General features: G+C 46.9%; 23 protein-coding genes. 8 read left to right on the top strand and 15 right to left on the bottom strand.

What is annotated here, in order from left to right; translation table 11 throughout:
- Window positions 1–71 precede the first annotated feature (71 nt).
- Window positions 72–608, bottom strand: coding sequence for a hypoxanthine phosphoribosyltransferase (gene hpt / locus K6K13_RS15780; RefSeq protein ID WP_222157841.1), 537 nt, complete (start codon window positions 606–608; stop codon window positions 72–74).
- A 393-nt stretch (window positions 609–1,001) separates the two neighbouring features.
- Between hpt and K6K13_RS15785 the strand changes: the two genes are divergently transcribed.
- Window positions 1,002–1,196 carry a hypothetical protein gene (locus K6K13_RS15785; protein ID WP_222157842.1) on the top strand — a complete coding sequence of 65 codons (195 nt, stop codon included), beginning with the start codon at window positions 1,002–1,004 and terminating at the stop codon, window positions 1,194–1,196.
- 55 nt (window positions 1,197–1,251) lie between these two features.
- On the opposite strand, the gene K6K13_RS15790 is transcribed toward K6K13_RS15785, so the two are convergent.
- Genes K6K13_RS15790 through K6K13_RS15800 form a run of 3 tightly spaced genes read right to left on the bottom strand, consistent with a single transcriptional unit; the run spans window position 1,252 to window position 4,855 of the window.
- A complete protein-coding gene (locus tag K6K13_RS15790) occupies window positions 1,252–2,154 on the bottom strand; it encodes a DMT family transporter (RefSeq protein ID WP_222157843.1) in 903 nt (300 codons plus the stop codon).
- Between the two features lie 26 nt (window positions 2,155–2,180).
- Entirely contained in the window at window positions 2,181–3,248 is a 1,068-nt protein-coding gene (locus K6K13_RS15795) for an ABC transporter ATP-binding protein (protein ID WP_222157844.1), read from the bottom strand.
- The gene (locus tag K6K13_RS15800) at window positions 3,245–4,855 is read right to left on the bottom strand and encodes an ABC transporter permease (protein ID WP_252120534.1); all 1,611 of its coding nucleotides are present in this window, start codon (window positions 4,853–4,855) and stop codon (window positions 3,245–3,247) included. Before K6K13_RS15800 ends, K6K13_RS15795 begins: the two co-directional genes overlap by 4 nt.
- A gap of 236 nt (window positions 4,856–5,091) precedes the next feature.
- Here K6K13_RS15800 and K6K13_RS15805 point away from each other — a divergent pair, with 236 nt between their 5' ends.
- The 7 genes from K6K13_RS15805 to nrdF all read left to right on the top strand — a co-directional run bounded on the left by K6K13_RS15805 (window position 5,092) and on the right by nrdF (window position 11,290).
- A complete protein-coding gene (locus tag K6K13_RS15805) occupies window positions 5,092–5,439 on the top strand; it encodes a YacC family pilotin-like protein (protein ID WP_222157846.1) in 348 nt (115 codons plus the stop codon).
- Between the two features lie 112 nt (window positions 5,440–5,551).
- Entirely contained in the window at window positions 5,552–6,406 is an 855-nt protein-coding gene (speE, locus tag K6K13_RS15810) for a polyamine aminopropyltransferase (RefSeq protein ID WP_222157847.1), read from the top strand.
- A 29-nt stretch (window positions 6,407–6,435) separates the two neighbouring features.
- A complete protein-coding gene (speD, locus tag K6K13_RS15815) occupies window positions 6,436–7,230 on the top strand; it encodes an adenosylmethionine decarboxylase (protein WP_222157848.1) in 795 nt (264 codons plus the stop codon).
- Between the two features lie 281 nt (window positions 7,231–7,511).
- Window positions 7,512–7,748 (top strand): glutaredoxin-like protein NrdH, encoded by a 237-nt coding sequence (gene nrdH / locus K6K13_RS15820; RefSeq protein ID WP_196905655.1) that lies wholly within the window; start codon window positions 7,512–7,514, stop codon window positions 7,746–7,748.
- A gap of 9 nt (window positions 7,749–7,757) precedes the next feature.
- Window positions 7,758–8,162 carry a class Ib ribonucleoside-diphosphate reductase assembly flavoprotein NrdI gene (gene nrdI, locus K6K13_RS15825; protein ID WP_222157849.1) on the top strand — a complete coding sequence of 135 codons (405 nt, stop codon included), beginning with the start codon at window positions 7,758–7,760 and terminating at the stop codon, window positions 8,160–8,162.
- Between the two features lie 11 nt (window positions 8,163–8,173).
- Complete coding sequence (gene nrdE / locus K6K13_RS15830) at window positions 8,174–10,303, top strand: class 1b ribonucleoside-diphosphate reductase subunit alpha (RefSeq protein ID WP_222161131.1); 2,130 nt, start codon at window positions 8,174–8,176, stop codon at window positions 10,301–10,303.
- Window positions 10,304–10,327: 24 nt separating this feature from the next.
- Window positions 10,328–11,290 carry a class 1b ribonucleoside-diphosphate reductase subunit beta gene (gene nrdF, locus K6K13_RS15835; RefSeq protein WP_222157850.1) on the top strand — a complete coding sequence of 321 codons (963 nt, stop codon included), beginning with the start codon at window positions 10,328–10,330 and terminating at the stop codon, window positions 11,288–11,290.
- 66 nt (window positions 11,291–11,356) lie between these two features.
- Here the strand turns inward: nrdF and K6K13_RS15840 are convergent, their stop codons facing one another.
- The 11 genes from K6K13_RS15840 to K6K13_RS15890 form a co-directional block, all read right to left on the bottom strand.
- Complete coding sequence (locus tag K6K13_RS15840; RefSeq protein ID WP_222157851.1) at window positions 11,357–12,046, bottom strand: hypothetical protein; 690 nt, start codon at window positions 12,044–12,046, stop codon at window positions 11,357–11,359.
- Between the two features lie 31 nt (window positions 12,047–12,077).
- Window positions 12,078–13,868 carry a VWA domain-containing protein gene (locus K6K13_RS15845; RefSeq protein ID WP_222157852.1) on the bottom strand — a complete coding sequence of 597 codons (1,791 nt, stop codon included), beginning with the start codon at window positions 13,866–13,868 and terminating at the stop codon, window positions 12,078–12,080.
- A gap of 35 nt (window positions 13,869–13,903) precedes the next feature.
- Window positions 13,904–14,530, bottom strand: coding sequence for a tight adherence pilus pseudopilin TadF (tadF, locus tag K6K13_RS15850; protein ID WP_222157853.1), 627 nt, complete (start codon window positions 14,528–14,530; stop codon window positions 13,904–13,906).
- A 1-nt stretch (window position 14,531) separates the two neighbouring features.
- Window positions 14,532–15,014, bottom strand: a complete 483-nt coding sequence (locus tag K6K13_RS15855) for a TadE/TadG family type IV pilus assembly protein (protein WP_222157854.1) — start codon at window positions 15,012–15,014, stop codon at window positions 14,532–14,534.
- 17 nt (window positions 15,015–15,031) lie between these two features.
- Window positions 15,032–15,457 carry an A24 family peptidase gene (locus K6K13_RS15860; protein WP_222157855.1) on the bottom strand — a complete coding sequence of 142 codons (426 nt, stop codon included), beginning with the start codon at window positions 15,455–15,457 and terminating at the stop codon, window positions 15,032–15,034.
- A gap of 144 nt (window positions 15,458–15,601) precedes the next feature.
- Complete coding sequence (locus tag K6K13_RS15865) at window positions 15,602–16,777, bottom strand: tetratricopeptide repeat protein (RefSeq protein WP_222157856.1); 1,176 nt, start codon at window positions 16,775–16,777, stop codon at window positions 15,602–15,604.
- Window positions 16,765–17,613 (bottom strand): type II secretion system F family protein, encoded by an 849-nt coding sequence (locus K6K13_RS15870; RefSeq protein ID WP_222157857.1) that lies wholly within the window; start codon window positions 17,611–17,613, stop codon window positions 16,765–16,767. The genes K6K13_RS15865 and K6K13_RS15870 overlap by 13 nt, the downstream gene beginning before the upstream one ends.
- A gap of 7 nt (window positions 17,614–17,620) precedes the next feature.
- A complete protein-coding gene (locus K6K13_RS15875) occupies window positions 17,621–18,523 on the bottom strand; it encodes a type II secretion system F family protein (protein ID WP_222157858.1) in 903 nt (300 codons plus the stop codon).
- Complete coding sequence (locus K6K13_RS15880; protein ID WP_252120319.1) at window positions 18,520–19,815, bottom strand: TadA family conjugal transfer-associated ATPase; 1,296 nt, start codon at window positions 19,813–19,815, stop codon at window positions 18,520–18,522. Before K6K13_RS15880 ends, K6K13_RS15875 begins: the two co-directional genes overlap by 4 nt.
- Before the next feature lie 60 nt (window positions 19,816–19,875).
- On the bottom strand, window positions 19,876–21,024 hold the full coding sequence (locus tag K6K13_RS15885; protein ID WP_222157859.1) for a CpaE/TadZ family protein: 1,149 nt from the start codon (window positions 21,022–21,024) through the stop codon (window positions 19,876–19,878).
- Between the two features lie 37 nt (window positions 21,025–21,061).
- Window positions 21,062–22,465, bottom strand: coding sequence for a type II and III secretion system protein family protein (locus K6K13_RS15890; RefSeq protein WP_252120320.1), 1,404 nt, complete (start codon window positions 22,463–22,465; stop codon window positions 21,062–21,064).
- Between the last annotated feature and the right edge of the window lie 11 nt (window positions 22,466–22,476).

The raw sequence follows: 22,476 nt of genomic DNA on the forward strand, positions 1-22,476 counted from the left end.
GGAGTACGTGAGGATTTCGAGCACTGCTCAGGGCTAAAATAGCAAGTAACATAGCCTAATGGGATAGGATCTTATTCCTGCGGAATCACTTTGCCGATATAGGGCAAATGACGATAATGCTGCGCGTAGTCGATGCCGTATCCCACCACAAATTCGTCAGGAATAGAAAAACCGACCCACTCCACTTTCACGTCCACTTCCCGACGCTCCGGCTTGTCCAGCAAGGTACAGATCGCCAGCGACGCAGGTTCACGCAGACGCAGAATTTCGCGTACTTTGCTCAGGGTGTTGCCGGAATCGATGATGTCTTCCACGATCAACACATGTTTACCACGGATGTCTTCATCCAGATCTTTGAGGATCTTGACGTCTCGCGTAGAGTTGGTACCGCTGCCGTAGCTGGACGCGGTCATAAAGTCCACTTCGTGGGAGACATCGATGGCACGGCATAAATCGGCCATGAAAATAAATGAACCGCGCAGCAGCCCGACTAACACCAGATCGCTGTCGCTGCCACGATAGTGCTGGCTGATTTCCTGACCTAATGCGCTTACGCGCGCGCGAACGTCCGCTTCGGCAATCATGACGTCCACAGTATGTTTCATCATACACATCACTCGTTTTAATAAAGGGCGACACCACAGCGCTACGCAGCTTATTGGCAGCCTGCTCACGGTCTCGTTGAGGCGCGCAGTATAACGCCACAGGGCAGGGTTCTCAATGATACAGGGAAAGGCATATGCGCCGCTCATTGCCAGACGATCGCAAAATGACAGAAGTGTAAGTGAAGCGTTATCGCAGCATAAAACTGGGTAAAACGCATTGCACGCCCCCAGCCAGAGCGGCTTTGATAGGGCCTACACTCAATCAACGAGAAAGGTCTTTTATGAACATGACGCGTCCGCACCCTGCGCTTTTGCTTGCCCTGCTGTTAGGCATCTCTTGGATAGCACAGGCAGCACCAGACAGCCCACGGCCACTGCCTGTGGGTGCCCCTCCCTTTGCCAAAGGTGAGCTCCGCCGCCGCCCCGGCACCGCCGCTTTACGAGGCGTCGATGCAAACTCACCAGCCTACCGAAGCGCTGGGTAAATTGATTGCCAATGCCCCGCAGGCGGAGAACAAAAACTATGAAGTGAGAGTGATGATTCGCGAGCTGCCAGCGCCACCACCTGACATGTCCCTCTCAGCGAAATGAATACCCCGGCACACCTGACCAGCAAGGGGTTCTCTTTTTCGGAACCCCCGCGCGGCTATGCGGTGCGCCTTTTGCTAACGCGCTGATTCAGCAAAGTGATAATCGCGGGCAAACTCATCCCCAGTACGATGAGCCCTCCGCCAAAGAGCACATTGCGCGACAGCGTTTCATGCAATAACCACACCGCAAAACATGCAGCAAATACAGGTTCAAGGTTATAGATCAGTATGGCGCGTAACGGCGTGGCGTAACGCTGGTAGCGGGTTTGAACCCAAAACGCGATGGCGGTTGAGAAAAGTGCGGTGACCAGCAGGGCAACGATCAGGTCACGGTCCCATACCGCGGGTAACGCGACACCGTCGATAAAATAGCCAAGCAGCATCATCACTAGCGCCATCGTCGCAATTTGTAAAAAGGTCAGCGTCATGTTGTCATGATGGTGGCTCAATTTATCAAGCACCATAATGTGAACGGCGGTAAATATAGAGCCAACAATCACCAGCACATCGCCCCATTGCAATTGCCAACCATTGATATCCGACATCAGGTATAGTCCGACAAGGCCAAAAAAGGTCGCCAGAACCGCATCTAGCGTGGGCAATCGCCCCGCCAATGGCCCCGAAAGTAACAGACCCCAGATAACACTTAACCCGGAAAGAAATCCGGTATTCGATGCCGTCGTTATCTGCAACCCCGAAATAAGCAAGATGAAGGCACAACCCAGTAGCAGCCCCAGACCAATCCCCGCGCCCAGGGTATTAAGGGGCATCACGCTCAGCTTTCTTGCACTTAGTGGCAGTAATATCAGGGTTGAAAGTACAAATCGCAGCCCTAAGACCATCAGGACGGGATGCGAATTGACGGCCAGTTTCATCACGGGGAACCCGATCCCCCACCCGACAGCCACACAGAGTAATAACAGCTCGGCGATCCATCGTTTGGGTGTTATTGAATGCATACTGATCCTGGTAGGCACGGATTAGGTTATTCCGTTACGCTCACGTCGGGTGGCAATGCCGGAAACAGGATCGGCTGATCCGGCCGGATACTGATTCTGACCTGCTGCCCCGGCTCAAACCAGTTACTGGTTTGTACCGTCAGCACGCGTTCCGCCAGCCGAATCCGGTACACGTTTGAGGTTCCCAGAAACACGCGATCTTCAATCAGCGCGGCGCCATCCGGATCGAGCGCCAGCGCAATTTCTTGCGGTCGCACCAGCCAGTCGCACTGGCTGCCAGTCGGAAACCCGAGCGGATAATTGGCATGAAAATCCCCCATCGGACTTTGCCACTGATGTTCACTCAGCACCGTGATCGGCAGATAGTTGGTGTTGCCCAGAAAATCAGCCACCGCGCGCTGCACCGGTCGATAATAGAGTTCGTAAGGATTGCCTTGCTGCATCACCTTGCCTTCATGCAATAACACCACATGATCTGACCAGGCAAACGCTTCTTCGCGACTGACGGTTGCCAGAATGGCAGCAATCTGGCGCTGTTTGAGCAAATCGCGAATTTCCGCAATCAGCCGGTCGCGCTGCTGGCTATCCATCGCCGGGAATGGCGCATCCAGCAGCAACAGGCGCGGCTTACACAATAAGGCACGCCCCAACGCCACGCGTAACTGCTGCTCGGCAGAGAGATCGCGAGGATAGCGCACCGCGCACTCGGTCAGCCCTAACAGCGTCAGCATCTCTTGCACCGCCTCTTTATGCTCTTGCGTCATGGGCCGTGGGCAGGCAAAGGCCAGATTTTCCTGCGCGGTCAGATGCGGGAACAGGGCGTAGTCTTGAAAAACCAGCCCAACGGGACGCTGATGCGCAGGGACAGAGGTCATCGGGGTGCTCATACGCTCACCGACCAGCGCTATTTCCCCGGTTGTCACCGGTAGCAAGCCAGCGATCGCTTGCAACAGCGTGGTCTTGCCGCTGTCGTGCGGACCCAAGACGCAAATCAGTTCCTGCTCGCGCACTGAAAACGTTACTGCGTCCAGCACAAGCTGCTGCCTGAGATGACAAGACACGCTTTGCACCGCCAAAACCGTGGTGGGCGTCATCGATTATTTCCTTTCCAAAGCCATTGAAACCACAACATCGGCACACCGCCAATCACCACTAGACACAGCGCTGGCAGTGCTCCCCAGTGCAAGAGGTTATCGGCAGCAAGACGAAAAACATACGTCGGCAACGTTTCCCACCCGAACGTGCGGAATAAAAATGCGGCATTTAACTCTTTCATACCTTCGAAAAACAGAATTACCACGCCCATCATCACCTGAGGTTTCAGTAACGGGAAATAGACGCGCGCACCGCGTTGCCAGAGCGTGAGCCCTGCCGTCGCACTGGCCTGATCGAGTATGCTCGGAATGTTCGCCATACTTACGCTGAGCGGTTCCAGCACAAAACGGCTGAATTTGGCGCAGTAAACCAGCACCATAATTAACCAGACGCTGGAAAACAGCGGGGGCACAAACGGCATTTCCGCCAGCATAGCCAGAGAACGAAGCCCGTTATCCAGCGCAATCAGCGGCATGGCAATGCCCGTCGCTAACGCAGCCGCCGGAAACACATAACCCCACTGTGCCAGAGCAAAAGAAACGCGTCCGGCACGTAACCCCGCCAGACGAATAAACAGCAGAAAAGGCATCATCATCGCGCACAGAATCACAGCAGCCAGCGATGCCATGGTCAGGCTGTTCAACAACGCGTCGAGCAGCGTGGCGTTCCAGCCATCGCGTATATTCGCTAATTGCCAATACAGCAAACGACCGAGCGGCAAGCCGAACGCCAACAGCGCCAGCCCCCAGCATACCAACGTGACCAAGCGCGCCTTACCGGCCGTCAGCTCAGGCTTTACGATGTAATCGGTGATCCCCGGAAAGGTATTTTGTCGTTGCTGGCGGGCAAAGCGCAGCCCAAGCCAGGTTAACAGCACAACAAAAGGCAACAGAGAGAGCGTCCAATGGGCGACGGCCTGAGTATCACCTTGCAACACGCCCGCATCGATCAGACGCGTTGTCAGCGTAGGCAGTGCCAGCAAGCGCGCGGTCCCATAATCATTCAAGGCCTCTACCGCCACCAGCATGGCCCCCATTCCGATAACCGGGCGGACCAGCGGGAAGGATAAACGCCAGAAGACCTGGCGTGGCGTCAGTTTAAGTAGCTGTGCGGCCTGTAACCAGTGCGGAGGTTGGGATTCCAGCGCATGGCGCACCGGCAGATAAACATAGGGGTAAAAGGCCAGCGCCAGCACGACACTCGCACCTGACAACGTCCGGCTGTGCGCACTTTCCTCGCTGAACGCAGGAAGATCAAACAGGGACCACAGCATGCCATGTTGTCCCAGCATATCGGCATAAAAATCAGCCATCAAAAAGGCGGGCATCGCCAACGGTAAGCACAAGGCCCAAGCGACGCCACGTTTGCCGGGAAAGCGGTAATAGGCCATAACCCAGGCAGCAGGTAGCCCAATCAGCAGACTCAGCGCCACCGCCCCGCAGACAAGAATCGTGGTGTGAAGCAGATAAAGTGGCATCCCCTGCTGCCAGAGTGCCAGCATGCCGCCAGCCTCGGGCCAAAATGCCAACGCGAAGACGATCCCCACGGGAAGCAAAAATGCTCCGTTAATCATCCAGTAACTGATACGCCAGAGACCCGATATCATCACACCAGCAACGATAAATCCTATTGACCATCATCTATTAATAACAGAGGCTGCGCACGGCGTCATGTTATCAACAGTGAATAAATAGGGCTTAATCCGGCCATTGGTCTCAAGCGTACCGATTGGCACATCAGGGAATAACGGGTTTTACTAACGTGAACGCGTAAAATAAACCTTGAACCCACTTACCCCATCTGTGATAACGTCATTTTACGATTGTTGATACAGGTTTAATCATGAAACGCTCTGCGCTGGCACTGCTGCTTATGAGTCTGATGGGATTTTCGTCAGCCAGTAACGCACTGAATGAATTTGAGGCGGAAGATCTCGCTGACTTGACGGCCATTTTCGTCTATTTAAAGAACAACTGTGGCTATCAAGACATTCCCAACGATCATATTCGACGTGTGCTGATCGCTTTTGCGCAACAAAACCGTTGGAATCTCACCAATTACAGTGATTTTGATATGACCCGCCTGGGTGAGGATAGCTACCGCGATTTGAGCAACATCCCCATCCCAACGCCCAAAAAGTGTCAATCGCTGGCGCAAAATTCGCTCGGCATGCTCGCTTACGCAAAATAGTGCTCGCCTAACGTTTCCCGCACTGCCTGAAATTTCGCCGTGCAAGCCATCAGCGAGTTAGCTATGATGGCGCGCTCATTTTCACGGCGGTTATCGCAGAGGAAGCCCTGACATGTCCCGAAAAGAGATGTGGCATGAAACGTTACATGCCAGCTTCGGCCAATATTTTTCCATTGACCAGGTGCTGTTTCATGAAAAAACCGCCCATCAGGATCTGATTATTTTCGAAAATGCGGCGCTGGGGCGCGTAATGGCCCTGGATGGCGTGGTGCAAACCACCGAACGCGACGAATTTATCTACCATGAAATGCTGACCCATGTTCCTCTGCTGGCCCATGGTGCTGCCAAGCGCGTGTTGATCGTCGGCGGCGGCGATGGCGGTATCCTGCGCGAAGTGTGTCGCCATCCAGAAGTAGAACATATCACCATGGTGGAGATTGATGCGGGGGTGGTCAGTTTCTGTCGCCAGTATCTTCCCAACCACAGTGCCGGGGCTTATGACGATCCGCGTTTAACGCTGGTGATCGCCGATGGCGTTGATTTTGTCAGCCAAAACCGCGATAGGTTTGATGTGATCATTTCTGATTGCACCGATCCCATCGGCCCCGGAGAAAGCCTTTTCAGCTCAGCATTTTACGATGGTTGTGCCCGCAGCCTGAATCCTGGCGGCCTGTTTGTCGCGCAAAATGGCGTCTGTTTCTTGCAACAGGATGAAGCCATCAACAGCCACCGCTTACTCAACCGTAGTTTTTCGGATGTCACCTTCTATCAGGCGGCGATCCCCACCTATTACGGTGGCATCATGACCTTTGCCTGGGCCAGCAACGATCCGACATTGCGCCTGGTAGCACAGGACACGCTTGCGGCACGTTATCACGCTTCAGGCATCACCTGCCGTTATTACAATCCGGCTGTCCACACTGGTAGCTTTGCGCTGCCACAATATCTACTGAATGCATTAGCTTGACGCTTATAGCCATAAGGGGGTGACGAAAATTGCACAAGCTGAAACTGCACGGCTTTAACAACCTGACCAAAAGCCTGAGTTTTTGTATCTACGATATCTGTTATGCCAAAACCGCTGACGATCGCGACGGCTATATCGCCTATATTGACGAACAGTATAACGCCAATCGTTTGACAGAGATCCTGACGGAAACCTGCACCATCATTGGTGCCAATATTTTGAACATCGCACGGCAGGATTACGATCCTCAGGGCGCCAGCGTGACCATTCTGGTCAGTGAGGAGCCGATGGATCCGCGCGATGTTGATAACTCCGAACATCCCGGACCGCTGCCCCATTCCGTGATGGCGCATCTGGACAAGAGCCATATTTGTGTACACACCTACCCGGAAAGCCATCCGGAGGGCGGCCTGTGCACCTTTCGCGCCGATATTGAGGTGTCAACTTGCGGCGTGATTTCCCCGCTAAAAGCGCTGAATTACCTGATTCACCAGTTGGAATCCGATATTGTCACCATTGACTATCGGGTACGCGGCTTCACGCGTGATATCAATGGGGTGAAACATTTCATCGATCATCAGATCAATTCTATTCAGAACTTTATGTCGGAAGACATGAAGTCGCTGTATCACCTGATGGACGTGAATGTATATCAGGAGAATATGTTCCACACCAAAATGCTGCTCAAAGATTTCGATCTGCGACACTACCTGTTCAACGCCGCGCCGGAAAACTTGGAAGCGGCTGAACGTAAAAGAATCACCGATCTGCTCTATCATGAAATGCGCGAGATCTACTACGGTAGGAATCTTCCGGTTTTGTAGATGACGCACCAGCGGGCCCGACAGCGGCCCGTTTTTTTATTCTCAACCACACCCCCGTTTTCCCCTTGGTGGCGCAGCCCTCCTCCTCCACGCCGGTAGCCCCCTAAATAAATCCGCACTAAGCACCATATATTGTACGGTTGAAATTAAAAACATCTACATCTAGTATTTAAACACGCCACAGTTATCAATGAGGCGCGTTTCGCAGAAAGGCGGCAGCGGCAGGGTGTCACAAGGCCGCTTTACCATACTGACTTTAACCCAAAAGGTAAATACGAATCATGCGCATTACTATTTTCACTAAACCGCACTGTGTTCAGTGCAATGCGACGTGCCGTGCTTTGGATAAACAGGGTATCGCTTATCAGCTTATCGACCTGACGGAAGATGAGCAGGCGTTACAGCGGGTAAGGGCATTGGGCTATCAGCAAGTGCCGGTCGTGATGACAGAGGACGACCACTGGAGCGGTTTTCGCCCGGATAAACTCGGCGCATTACGCTCAGCGCAGTTGCAGTAAGGGGGCGTAATGAATCCACTGGTCTATTTTTCCAGTCAGTCGGAAAACACGCATCGGTTTATCGCTCGTGTGGGTCTGCCCGCCCTGCGCATTCCGACAGCAGAAGACCAGCCGGTACTCAACGTGGCACAACCTTTCATTCTGGTTGTGCCCAGCTACGGCGGAGGAAGCAGCAAAGGTGCCGTGCCGCACCAGGTCATTCGCTTCCTCAACGACGCCAGCAACCGGGCCGGCCTGCGCGGCGTGATTGCCGCTGGCAATATGAACTTTGGCACCGCGTTTTGTCTGGCTGGCGACATTATCGCGCAGAAATGCCAGGTGCCGTATTTGTACCGTTTTGAACTGCTCGGCACACCGGAAGATGTCATCAATGTGCGCAAAGGAGTAACCCAATTTTGGCAACAACATCCGTAATCAACACCCCCATGAAGGGAAAAAGCGATAACGCGCTTGATTACCATGCGCTCAATGCCATGCTGAATCTCTATGATGCTGACGGGCACATTCAGTTTGAAAAAGACCGGCTGGCGGCACGACGCTATTTCCTTCAGCACGTCAACCAGAATACGGTGTTCTTCCACAATCTGGAGGAGAAACTGCGCTATCTGGTGGAAGAAGGCTACTATGAAGCTGATGTACTGGAACAGTATCCATTCAGCGTCATCAAGAGTCTGTTTCAGCAAGCCTATGCGCACAAGTTCCGTTTTCAAACCTTCCTTGGCGCGTTCAAGTATTACACCAGCTATACGCTGAAAACCTTTGATGGCAAACGTTATCTGGAACGCTATGAGGACCGTGTCTGTCTGGTTGCCTTGGCGCTGGCCAAAGGCAATGCCCAACTTGCCAGCGCACTGGTCGATGAGATCATCAGCGGTCGCTTTCAACCCGCGACGCCTACCTTTCTCAACTGCGGTAAAAAACAGCGCGGTGAGTTGGTCTCCTGTTTTCTGTTGCGTATTGAAGACAACATGGAATCTATCGGGCGTGCCATCAATTCCGCGCTGCAACTCTCCAAGCGTGGCGGTGGCGTTGCCTTTACCTTGACCAACATTCGCGAAACCGGCGCACCGATCAAACGTATTGAAAATCAGTCTTCCGGTATCATCCCCATCATGAAGATGCTGGAAGATGCTTTTTCCTATGCCAACCAGTTGGGTGCACGGCAAGGCGCGGGTGCTGTCTACCTCAATGCGCATCATCCCGACATTTTGCGTTTTCTCGACACCAAGCGCGAAAACGCCGATGAGAAAATCCGGATCAAAACGCTCTCTCTTGGCGTCGTGATTCCGGACATCACCTTCCAATTGGCGAAAACCAATCAGGTGATGTACCTGTTCTCTCCCTACGATGTGGAACAGGTATATGGCGTGCCCTTCTCGGAAATCAGCGTGAGCGAGAAGTACCATGAAATGGTAAACGATAAACGCATCCGCAAATCACAGATCAAGGCGCGTGAATTTTTCCAGATTCTGGCCGAAATACAGTTTGAGTCTGGCTACCCCTACATGATGTTTGAAGATACGGTGAATCGCGCCAACCCGATTCATGGCCGAATCACCATGAGCAACCTGTGCTCGGAGATCCTTCAAGTCAATGAAGCCAGCCTTTACGATGACGACTTAGGTTATCGCCATATCGGCAAGGATATCTCATGCAATCTGGGATCGTTGAACATCGCCAACACCATGGATTCCCCTGATTTCGGCAATACAGTGGAAACTGCCATTCGCGCATTGACAGCGGTCTCTGACATGAGCCACATCGCTTCCGTGCCCTCCATTGCCAAAGGCAATGATGACTCCCATGCCATTGGCCTCGGACAAATGAACCTGCACGGTTATCTGGCTCGGGAACGGATTTTTTATGGCTCACCGGAAGGCATCGATTTTACCAACATCTACTTCTACACCGTGGCATATCATGCACTGCGCGCCTCTAACCAACTGGCGATTGAGCGTGGGCACACCTTTGCAGGGGTTGCACAATCGACCTACGCGTCCGGCGACTATTTTGACAAATACATCGAACGTTCCTGGCAGCCGGAAACAGAACGCGTGTGTGAGTTGTTCGAAGCCGCGCAGATTGTTATTCCTTCACAGCAAGCATGGACTGAGCTACGCGATTCCGTGATGGCGCACGGGCTGTATAACCAAAACTTACAAGCGGTGCCGCCAACCGGATCGATCTCTTACATCAACCATGCAACCCCCAGCATTCACCCCATCGTGTCGCGCATTGAGATCCGCAAAGAAGGCAAGATTGGGCGCGTTTACTACCCTGCCCCCTACATGACTAATGACAACCTGGATTACTACCAGGATGCTTACGAGATAGGCCCGGAAAAAATCATCGACACCTATGCCGCCGCCACCCAGCACGTCGATCAAGGGCTGTCGTTAACCCTGTTTTTCCGCGATACCGCCACCACCCGGGATATCAACAAGGCACAGATTTATGCCTGGAAGAAAGGCATTAAAACCATTTATTACGTGCGCATACGCCAGATGGCGCTGGAAGGCACCGAAGTGCAAGGCTGTGTCTCCTGTGCGCTCTGATAGGTTTCTCGAAGGAATTTAACGATGACTCTGCTCACACGTGTAAAAGCGATCAACTGGAACAAAATCGAAGACGACAAAGATTTGGAAGTGTGGAACCGTCTGACCAGTAACTTCTGGCTGCCGGAGAAAGTGCCGCTGTCGAACGACATTCCCTCCTGGGGCACGTTAACCCCGCAGGAACGCCAGCTAACCATCCGCGTTTTTACTAGCCTTACGCTGCTCGACACGCTACAAAATACCGTGGGCGCCCCTACCTTGATGCCCGACGCCGTCACCCCGCATGAGGAAGCGGTACTGTCAAACATCAGCTTTATGGAAGCGGTACACGCCCGTTCATACAGTTCGATTTTTTCGACGCTCTGTCTGACCAGCGAAGTGGATGACGCCTATCGCTGGAGTGAAGAAAACGCCACGCTGCAAAAAAAGGCAACGCTGATTCTTGAACAATATCGCAGTAGCGATCCCTTAATGAAAAAGGTTGCCAGCGTATTTCTCGAATCTTTTCTGTTCTATTCCGGCTTTTATCTGCCGATGTACTGGTCCAGCCGTGCCAAGCTGACCAACACCGCCGATCTGATCCGCCTGATTATCCGCGATGAAGCCGTGCACGGGTACTATATTGGCTATAAATTCCAACAGAGCCTCGCCATCGTTGACACGGCAAGGCAACAGCAGATAAAGGACTACGCTTTCGATTTAATGCAGGATCTCTATGACAACGAAATCCTCTACACTGAAGCGCTATACGACGGTGTGGGCTGGACGGAGGATGTGAAAAAGTTTCTGCATTACAACGCCAATAAAGCATTGATGAACCTTGGTTATGAAGCGTTGTTCCCTGCCAACATGACCGATGTCAACCCGGCAATTCTTTCCGCATTGTCACCCAACGCGGATGAAAATCACGATTTCTTCTCCGGTTCAGGCTCTTCCTACGTCATCGGTAAGGCAGTTAATACCGAAGATGATGACTGGGATTTCTAAGCGACAGAACGTGGCCCGGGGAGCGACGCTCCCCGGACATCCATCCCTTCAGACGACGCAACAGACTTAGCGCAGAAAAAAATAGCCGTGGGGAATTGAGGGCGTAGCCGACAGTTTACGCGGTACAGGCGCTCTGACCCGGTTTCGGTTACTGCCGATTGAAAAATTGTTCAAAGAAAAAATCCCCAGATGCGTTATCCGCCACAGCAAATAAAGAGAGTATTCGCTGCGAATATCCATCTTTCGCTTTAAACGACTAATAACGGAGTAGGCTATATTCTTAAGGCCAGCAGGAATATGACCATGTGTTATCTCTTCCCAATACTGTAACAGTTGTCGCTCGTGTGAATTAAACCTGACATAGGCGAATTTCTCTTTGTCTAAACACCCCAGCCAAGAATGGCTTAGCATAAATAAATCACGATTAGCGATATCTGAAGACACCACGATACAATAAGGACTCAGCACCAAATGTCGCTTCAACCGCCGTAGTTTGATCATATCTGAAAAAAAAATTCGATAAACAATGATGTCGCTGTTATTGGCGAGCAATAATCGATTGGTCCTCTCCATCTCATGAAAGGTTTGGTTACCAATCACCAGCGCATTACGGTATTCCCCCTTACGCGTTAGTTTTTTTTCGTTGTAATGATCGAATACATCCACATCAGGATTGCCGTCGAATTTTTTATAAAAAAGATCGCTCAACCCTATATAGCGATAATAGAGTGTATCCGCAATGACTATTGTTCTCATATCTCTCCCCAATACAGACGAAGCCTATCAATTAAAAACCACTTTTATCGATAAAGTTTATTTTTTCTTTTTTAGATATTTTTGCCAGTATATTCACCATACTGTGATAATCACTCACAACAAAAGCGTTATCGTCTCCAACACAGGATTCCCGCCAAAACTTAACATTCTTACCATCAACTCCATTCTTATCCAAGGAAATAAAAAATATATCCACCGCAACTGTCTTATGGATTTTATTGTGATTTAATAAACCCTCTTTTATTTTTTTGCAAATATGGTGTTCCTGATGAAGCGCTGTAGCCAATTCTTTCGGTCCACCGCTATCTTCGCCATCAGTAACCATGATAATGACCTTTTTAGGGTTATTACCCTTAGCGATAACAGGTAGCGATCGTAACAAACCACTGGTACTATCAGTGCTTCCTCCAAGAATCGCCATTTTCTTAAATTGAGAGATAATGCTAGCATCAGAGGTCAATTCAATTAAATAAGAGTACGGAGACACGCTGTCTCGCGACAACCCAGCAATATCAGTTTTCGTCATTGCCTGAGATTCAATGATTGACTTTACCCCTCCTGGCACAGAACCAAGACACATGTGATAAAACATGCTATCGATTCCATAATAAGGAAAGTAAGTATACGTAGTCACTGACTTATCTGAAAACAAATAATCATCCGTCAAAGTTCCATCGAAATCAATAGTGTCAAGATTTACAACGTTTAAATTATTTTTTGCTGATGCGGATAATTCCTTAACCTTGTTATAATGAAGAGTATATTCGTCATGATGCGCCCGCAAATTAGCACGAGGATCAGCATCACAGCTGTAAGAATCATTTACCTTAGATATTTCAGTGCACCACTTTTTATCATTAACCATTTGATCCATGGTGAGTCCCAAAAACGGTGAGACGATTGATTTGTAATAAGAGGTGATTGTCTTATCCTGCTGTTCAAAACTCTCATTATTCTTATTGAATTTTTTGTTATACCAAAAGTTAAAATCAATCTTTTTATTACTGACCTTCGCATACTCTTTTTTAAGTTTACCGACAAAAGAACAGCCAATTTCTTTTCCACCAAAAAGGTCATTTTTACTCAATTTAACAGGAACACCAATACTAAAAGGAACAATGCCAATGGTATTTTTCTCATTACCATTAAGAATGGCTTGAGAAAAATCCACTACCGCATTTTTCAAAATATCATATTTTTTACCACCTTTAACAGCAGACGTTGACCCATTAATATCCTCAGCCATTGAGGCGGAAACGTCTACAACAAAAACAAAATCCGTAGGAATATTTTTATTTTCCATAGATTTTCTTACCGTGCCAGCAGAACTGTCTGCACGTATATGAATATCATCGTTAAATCCAACCTCATTATATTTTTTGAAAATAGGATGTAATGTCGCAATCCCAGATGCATTATAATCAATTGAGGTTAATTTTTCTGAATTATCACGATTCAAACTGACAATAACGTCAAGATCATTCTTAGTAAACGTCACATAGGGCAGATAATAATTCAGATAGTGGCTCAGAACCTTTTCATTGGCATCTTTGTTTCCATGCTTAACAGCGCATTCTTTATCCGCAACGTAATCACATCGATCGTTTATCGCAATGGCTAAAATCCCCTGATTCATCGCATCTGCCAATCGGGCACGGTTTGACTGGAAATGCGCCCCATCAAGGGCAAAAGAAAAAAACATCAATAACATTGGAAACATAATAGCAAACGGCAATGCCATTGCCCCAGACTCCCTGCGGAATACCAACAAAAAGAAATCAACAGCATATTTTATCTTCATAACGCTCCCTGAAATAATTATTAAACGCCAAAAACTCACCGAGGGATTACCGCATTACTCACAGAGATATCTCCTAGAGATGGTCCAATCGAACGTAATATTTTCATTAACAAACTATAGTGACTTTGAGTACAGAGAGTGACTTGATATATAGGTAACCAATGCTCAGTTCGCGTCGCCCCAGTATCAGCATGAGAAAAAGGGGAAAGCGGAATACGTTTAGTGAAATCCTTCGCAAACTCTGACTTTGGACAATTGCCATTATTCGCATGAAGTACAGTGAACGATATTGGCTTACCTTTTATCTTTTTTTCTGACTTTACATCTTCATCAAAGTAGATAACATCCACATAGAGATTATACTTTTCCCCGATACGAGATTCAGCCAAGAGCATCTTTGCCAGCAAATCTAACTGGTTGACATCATTCTGCGTCAAGATCTCTTTCCCATGATAAAGTGCAGTACGTTCACGTAACACGGTGGCAAGAGAATGATTAACCCGTTCCATGTAACCTTTGTTTAAAAAATATCGACTGTAATCAACTAATAAAAAACAGAGCAGTACAATAGAAAAAAAGTAGAAAAAAAACTCAATTGCTACGCTTCCTTTTTCACTTTTTATCTCAGACAAAAGTTTTCTATTTCTGTAAAGCGAAGACATATTACAATTCTCCTCGCTGAAATTCCTGAACAAAAGTAACCTTTCTCTTCCACTGCTGTTCAACCATCATTGTCGGAAATAGAAAGAAGAGAGGCTGGTAATGAATATTAACGAGATACAGTGCCAGCGGTTTTCCAGTTGCATGAGTCGATGAGCAATGTTTGCCATTATCAATTAATACATTGATATTATTACAATAACGTGCAGAGGAACTAACCGCTATATTCCCAGTAAATAATGGCCATACCCCTAAACGCTTATTCATGGCTTTCGTAAAATAAGCGTGATAATCACTGCCAGGCTGCCGAAGCGATGTTCGATAGCTGGATTCAGCCAGAATCAAATCCAAAGCGGATGAGATATAAACCACCCGACACAGCTCTGCGAGAAAAAGAAATGCCATAACAAAGGGGATAAAGAGTAAAGAAAACTCAAGCGCAGCACTTCCGCTGCTGGAACGATACCATGATGTTTTGTTGTTCAATTCTTTATTCCTTTTACTTACACAGCCCACAAGAGCCAATAGCCAGAGCAAATAGCAATACCATAGGGTATAGTGATAGCGTTATTTCTTGAGAACAGTCTATAATATAAACACGTGAGTAACGTGAGTGGGATCCCCGCCATTCCCATCAAAAATAAAAAACTACCTATCTCTGTCGTTGAGAGCCCTGTTGATAATGCACATACCAGTTTCACATCGCCTGCACCTATTACGCCGACGATAGAGAAAACAAAGCCAATACAAAACAATAGCAACAGCACTGTTAAAGAAAGATCCTCAGGATGATGAAAGGCTAATAAAAGTGAGAGCAAAAAAATGAGCAATGTCGTCGCATTGGTAATTTTCCGACAACGAATATCCGTATAACAGACGAACAGCAACATTATACTAATAGCAATTGTCAGCATCCCTTCTACTTTCACTTTACATCATCCCTTGAAAATGCCAGAGGCGTTTATAATTCACTGAATGGTATGGTGTAACGAATCAGCAGACGATCCGGTAATCAACCTAATACAATAAAAACCCGTTTGAGGATACCACTCAGAGAATACCCTCGATGAAAATTAGCCGTGATAGAAATCAAACACCAATCTCTCAGGCGCTGATTTCTCCGCGTCAAGGTGAAACACCTTCAATTTATCCATTTTTTTCTTTAATAAGAACGTCAACAAAATGGTATTTTTGTCTTTATGAACAATTGAAATTGATTTTACATTACCCTCTGCCATCAAGTTATTTCCTATATGTAATATGTCATCACTCGCCGTCACGCCTTGTAATTCATAGATTATCTGGTTCGGCGCTCTATCACCGAGTTCTTTAACGGCTATTCTTTCCCGTGACTCCATTGCCATGCGGAAATATTTTTCATGTTGTCCCGCCCGGACCGCAATAATCTCGTTATTCGGTTCTTTAGATAACGATAATGTGGGCGTAGCATCTTCGTCATCCTGGCCTTTTTTTATCGATACATCTTGTTTAGCCAGCAATTCGCGTTGCTGTAACTGGCGTTGAGAGCGGGGCTTGATTTTTGATAACGATTCAAGCAAGCCTTCACGGATATCAACGTTCTTAGCTCGATTCAATACCGCTTCTGCACCCTCAAAATCCCGCAGTTTCACCAGTACAAACACTAAGTTATGTAATAAGTTTTCACCCGTATACCCTCGCGCATACAAGGGGGCCAGATAACCCCTTGCGGTAGAATAATCCTCTTGCATAATGGCCAACATCGCGAGGTTATTAATGACTTTATCTTCATCAACAAAATGCGCTCGAGCGCTATCAAACGCTACCTTGGCACCAAGGTAATTTCCCAGCTGCGCCAACAACACACCTTGCGTGTTTAACGCTTCCCCATTGTCAGGGTTTTTATTCAAAGCCGCCCTAACGCACTCAAGCGCTTCAGCAATGCGTCCTTGTTCCAGCAAATTCTTGCCTTCAAGTAACAGAATATCTTCATTGGGATTATCGGCCAGCAACGGTGCTAAATAATGCCGTGATGATTCATAATCCATCGCAGAGTGATAATGACTAGCCAAAATATACCGTATCTTTGCATCCTCTTTTCGATTTAGTTTTTCACGATATAACTTAATTAGCCCTTGATAATCATTCATCTTGGTAAGAATAAATTCCTTCTGCTCCTCGTCAATAGCATTGTGATTTCCACTCTTGGTTACACATCCTGTGAGAGAAAAAACTGAAAGTAATAGTAATACATGAACTAATTTCCCCATAATGCCATCATCCCTATCAAACCTGGTCCGACAATTATTGCCAACAATGGAAACATGATAAAGCCAATCATCGGCATGGTCATTTTGGCCGACAAGCTTGCCACTTTTTCTTCCATATCGAGTAACTGTATATCTCTCATTTCTTTACCTAAAGCGATCAACATTTTATAAATGGATGAGCCAAAATTTATACTCTGCTGTAATGTCGTACAAAACATCCTCACTTCATTACTGGCTATCTCTTGATAAAGTTGTTCCAACGCGGCATTGATTCCACTAACCTCTGTTTTTAACATGACACGTTCCAGAATTTTGGCAATATCTTTATTAACATGCTTGGTATTATCACTAATATATCGCATGGATTTTTCAACCGTCATTCCAGACTGAATACAAACCGCCATCATATCAATAATAAAAGGTAAATCATTTGATATGCTTTTTAACCGTTTTACAATAATACGCTTTTTGACCACATCAGGTAAAACAATGACTGATACACTCAGGATTAAAAAGCAAATGAGTAAAACATTCATTGACACTTGGAGGATGCCACTTATGTTCAGAAAAAATAACACTCCACCCAGCGTAACGACGGTTAGCATTTTTAGTATTACATTTTTATCTAACAATGATGCAATCGAAATTAAACGGCTTGATTTTATCAAAATCTTTTCAACATGCGATGCATTATCCTGGGCTTCAGTGTCATTCCGTGAATTTTTATATACATCCAACAACATTAATGATTTGTTTTTATTCTTGCCTTTTAGAAAATGGATAAGAATGCCACCCAGACCCAGAGTCATTATAAGCAGTGAAAATAGATAAAACATAACTCACCTATAACTTATTCATCATTAACCAAAGGATAAAAATCCCCGAGAAAATGCTACCTACCGCATAATAAAGTATGTACTTACCTATTGGATCATAAAGCAATATGGCAAAACTGTTTGGAGAGGTGAACTTTATGAAAAAGAAGAAAAAAATCGGAATTCCTGTTAATATTTTCACAGACATTCGGATTTCAGATGTCATGGCCAATTTTTTTCTATCAATAATTCTTCCATTAGAGATCATGGTTGCTAACCGCGTCATGACATCTTTGATTTGCCCTCCCCCTTTCATGTTCACCAAAACAGTGACAATAAAAAAATAATACTCTCTATAGGGTAAACGTCGATACGACTCCATTAAAACACTTTCAATATCCTCACCAATTTCAAGGCGCTGAGATATTTTTCTAAACTCTTCTCCAACAACACCTGCAATCTTCTCACCACACTGTTCAATGCCGAGCATCACTGAATTCCCAGCACTAATAACGCTGTTAATAATATTCAACGCCTCCGAAAATGTGGTTTCGAATGCTACTCGCGCCGCTTTTTTACTCCGTTGGAAAAGTATATACAATGTCAACAACACCATAAGCGGCGATACAATAAGTAAATCAATATGTAAATACTCCAGGCTACTATAAATGCTTACCCCTTGAACTGCGAAGACAACCAAACCATTTTTTAACGCCAGATCATACTTTTTACCGAGTAAATACCGAGAAATATCACTGAAAAGTGCCACCAAACGTTGCCATAATGCATGCTGCTTAAGTTGGTAGGTTAACTTGTTTGTTCTCGGTACAGTAGCAACGTGGCGTAAGCGTTGAATATTTTTTTTCTTCCGATGCTCGAGCACAAGTTGGAGCAAGCCAAGCAGGAGCATGCTTATGAAGATGAAGATCATGGTAATTTATTTCCGAACAGTTGTTTCAAAGGCTCTTGCATGTCATGGACTATTGCCTGTTGGTATACGGTTGATCGCTGTAATAGACCGTAAGAGGTAAAACTTCCCTGAATGGCACCTGTTTCAGAGCGTTCGGCCTGCGCGGAATAGCTGAAGATATCTTGCAAGATAATATTATCGCCTTCCATGCCCATTACTTCTGTAATATTAATGACTTTACGTGAGCCATCAGGCAAGCGCGATACCTGAACAACGATATGGATTGCCGATACGATATTACGGCGGATTGCTGCAAGGGGAAGTGCCGCGCTTGACATCATGACCATACTTTCCAGACGCGCTAAAGCATCACGCGGTGAGTTGGCATGCAAGGTTGACATGGATCCATCATGGCCGGTGTTCATTGCCTGCAACATTTCGAACGCTTCTTCTCCTCGGCACTCCCCGATAATGATGCGATCGGGCCTCATACGCAGTGCATTGACGACAAGATGGCGCATAGTAACCTGGCCTTGGTTCTCGGCACCGGCCATGCGGGTTTCCAACCTGACAACATGCGGTTGCTGTAAACGCAACTCAGCGGCATCTTCCAGCGTCAGTACCCGCTCGCCTTCATCGATATAGTGGGACATGGCATTTAGCAGGGTTGTTTTCCCAGATCCGGTCCCGCCAGAGACAATAATGTTGACGCGACAGCGACTCGCGATAACCAGAAAATTCGCCATCATCTCATTCATGCTGCCGTACTCAATCAGATTGGCCAGCGTTCTCTGCCCGGAGCCAAACTTACGAATTGAGATCGAGGCACCATCCAGTGCAACAGGCGCGATGACCACGTTCAGGCGACTACCGTCAGGCATGCGCGCATCGACCAACGGTTGCGAGTCATCAACGCGGCGCCCCACCCGCGCAACCAGTCGACGGGCAATATCAATCAACTGCTCGTTGCTAATAAAACGCTTATCAACTAATTCCAATTTCCCCGCTCGCTCAACAAAAATACGATCAGGCCCATTAACCAGAATGTCACTGATACTTTCATCTTCCATCAGCTCACGCAGCGGTCCATACCCCGTAATCTCATCGGCAATAAGCTCACTTAAGCAGTTACAAACCCGGCTTGAAAGATATTGTCCTGTGTTATTCATCACGCGTTGAATGGCGTCGTTAACTTCTCGCAACAACGATTCGCGCTGATTTTTCAACTCATCAATGCGCTCTAAATCGATATTTTTAAGCACCTGCTCGCGGAAATAGAGCAGTGTGCTGGTCATTTCAGTTTCAATATTCATCACCTTTTCCCTCTTTCACTTGTTCCGTGTCCCACGCTCAGCTATCAAAAAGACCAAAAATCACACGACCGCATTTTGACGCGCAGTACGACGAAAAGTCGGCAGGGAAAACAGAACTTTACGAGCAGGCTTAGGGCCCAACGACTTGCCTAACAGGTGAGCAGCAAGTCGATAAAGTGAACTCTCTGAGGAGAGTTGATTATGATGAACGTTGTAGGCATTTACGCTAAAAATAGCGAGCCCGAGATATTCTTCAATATCAGCATTAACAAGCTCATCCGTATTTTTGGGATGACTCTCGTTTAAACACAGAAAAATACGCGTTTCTTTCAGCGGGTTTGCCAGCAAGAAACGTTTATGCTCTTCCAGTATATTTTTCGCCACACGCAATGAGGCTAACGCCCGTGAAATTACCAACACAATGACATGGGATTGTATAAATGCCTGTTCCAGTTGCTGTTCGAGGTGTGTATGAATGCCATGATCAAAGAAAGCCAGATTATAGCGATTAAACGCGGTATCCTCGTACAGCCATGCTGCATCGCACGTTTCCATCTTTACCGACTGATGAGCGGTAAGATCGGCAATGCTGCCGTCGTTGGGTAACGCTTTAGCTAACAATAAATCCAAATCCCGACTGCCGCTGCACCCCTGCACCAATAGCATGGGTATTGAGGTCAGCATTCCCGCGGCTTTAAAAAGCTGATGCGCCACGGTGGATGCCCCTGCCCCTCCCTTGCATCCCAGAACGCTGATTTTCATTGTCACTCGGTTATGCGCAGTCGGAATAGGGTCACGAATCAGATCGGGCAATTGCGCTAACTGTGATCCAATATGCAGATAGCTGGTTCCTGACATCATCAATGCATGTGCAAAGCGGATTGAGTCATTATTGCCCACCAAAATCGGTTTTGCCGAAACCGGAATGAGTAGCGCAACCATCTGCATAATAAGTTCAACATTATCCACGTCGCCAATATCGACAATCACTGCGATGGCATCGCTGGCAGCGGGATTATCATTCATAGTAAAAAAATTCGCTTCATGCGGTATGACATCAGCTAAATGATGCATTAACAACTGACTGACGATTTCAGACATCACATCAGGTCGTGGTGAAATAATTAAAATTGGCTGTGCAAATTTTTTCTTCTGCGACTTCAATGTTGTATTTTTATTATTCGTTTTGGTATCAAAAAATAATTTCATGTGCAACTCCAATGTATAGCACCCTGGTTAATCATGACTATTTGGCAAAACCACCGCGTTCCATAAAACTGCGGGCATCACTGTCAAGCCGTCCTTCACGGGTATTTTTATCTACACCACTATTAAAAAATAATTGAACGGATGAGCTACGGTGATATTCAGGTAACTTAATTTTCTGTCGTGATGCCGAAGACACGGGTTTAACCAGATCGACCGTCGCAAAGACCACCAATTCTGTTTTATTTCTTTCCGTGTGAGATTTACGCGCCAGCGCCCCAAGAATAGGAATCTCACTAATGAAAGGAACCTTGGTCAGTGATTCCACATCCTCTTCATTGAGTAAACCGCCAATCACAAAGCTATCACCATCGGCCACTTCGATCGTAGAGCTGGAACGCCGCGTTTTTATCTGAGGTATACTGTAATTATTGTATGCATAACTCCCTGAAACACTGCTAATTTCGTTAGAAACCAACAGTTTTATTTTCTGTTTTTTTTCAACTTTAGCAGCAACATTTAATCGAATACCATATTCTTTATATTGTATGGTTGTACTCTCTTTACCTTGTACTAAGAGCGGGATTTCACCACCGACTAAAAAGCTGGCCACTTCACCGGACAACACGGTGAGATTGGGCTGAGCGAGTACTCGAGCCAAACTGTCATTATTAACAGCACTGATTGTCGTGCTGATATTTTCTGCATCGAATCCACGTTTAAGACCCATCAAACTAAAAACACCAGGATCATTAATAACCCCATTTCCTTTAATCAGTCCACTGAGGGTTAAATTACTCCATTCGATCCCTAAAGTGTCTGTGAATTTTTTACTTACCTCAACAACGCTGAGCTTTACATTAACTTGATTGGATGAGGGTAATTGTAATCTGTTTATTACATTGCTATAGATTTTGTTTGTCATAAAGAAAACTTCTGAACTGTTTTGACCTTCAGAACCATGATTCACCTTCAGATCTCGGCCTTCCTTTCCTACGACGCTGCCCACTAACTGGTATACCGCACCACGGGTTTCCTCATCGGGTACCGTCCCCGTCAGGATATAAGATTTACCTTCACTGCTGATAAAACTCTTAACTACCACCTGACTACCGGGAAACTCAACCACAATGCGCTGATTGATATCCCCCAGGAAGGAATCAACATTTATTTGTAAATCAGCCAAAATTTTTGTGTCAGCATCATAGGCAGTGACCTCTGAAATACCGGGTACTTTCGCATACAATACGATGGTGTTTTCATTCAATACCTTATAGTCCGCTACTGAGGGATCTGAGATAAATACCGTATTAACACGCCCTTTGGTTCGTAATGTTTTTGACTGCCCAGGCTTTAAAAAGAGTTGATCGGCCATTGCAGTTAACGGACACAATAAAATCAGTGCTAGCATCAGGCGAGCGTGAAATGAGAAGCGCTTCATCATCAAACTTGTTC

Source organism: Symbiopectobacterium purcellii, from assembly GCF_019797845.1.
GTDB lineage: Bacteria > Pseudomonadota > Gammaproteobacteria > Enterobacterales > Enterobacteriaceae > Symbiopectobacterium > Symbiopectobacterium purcellii.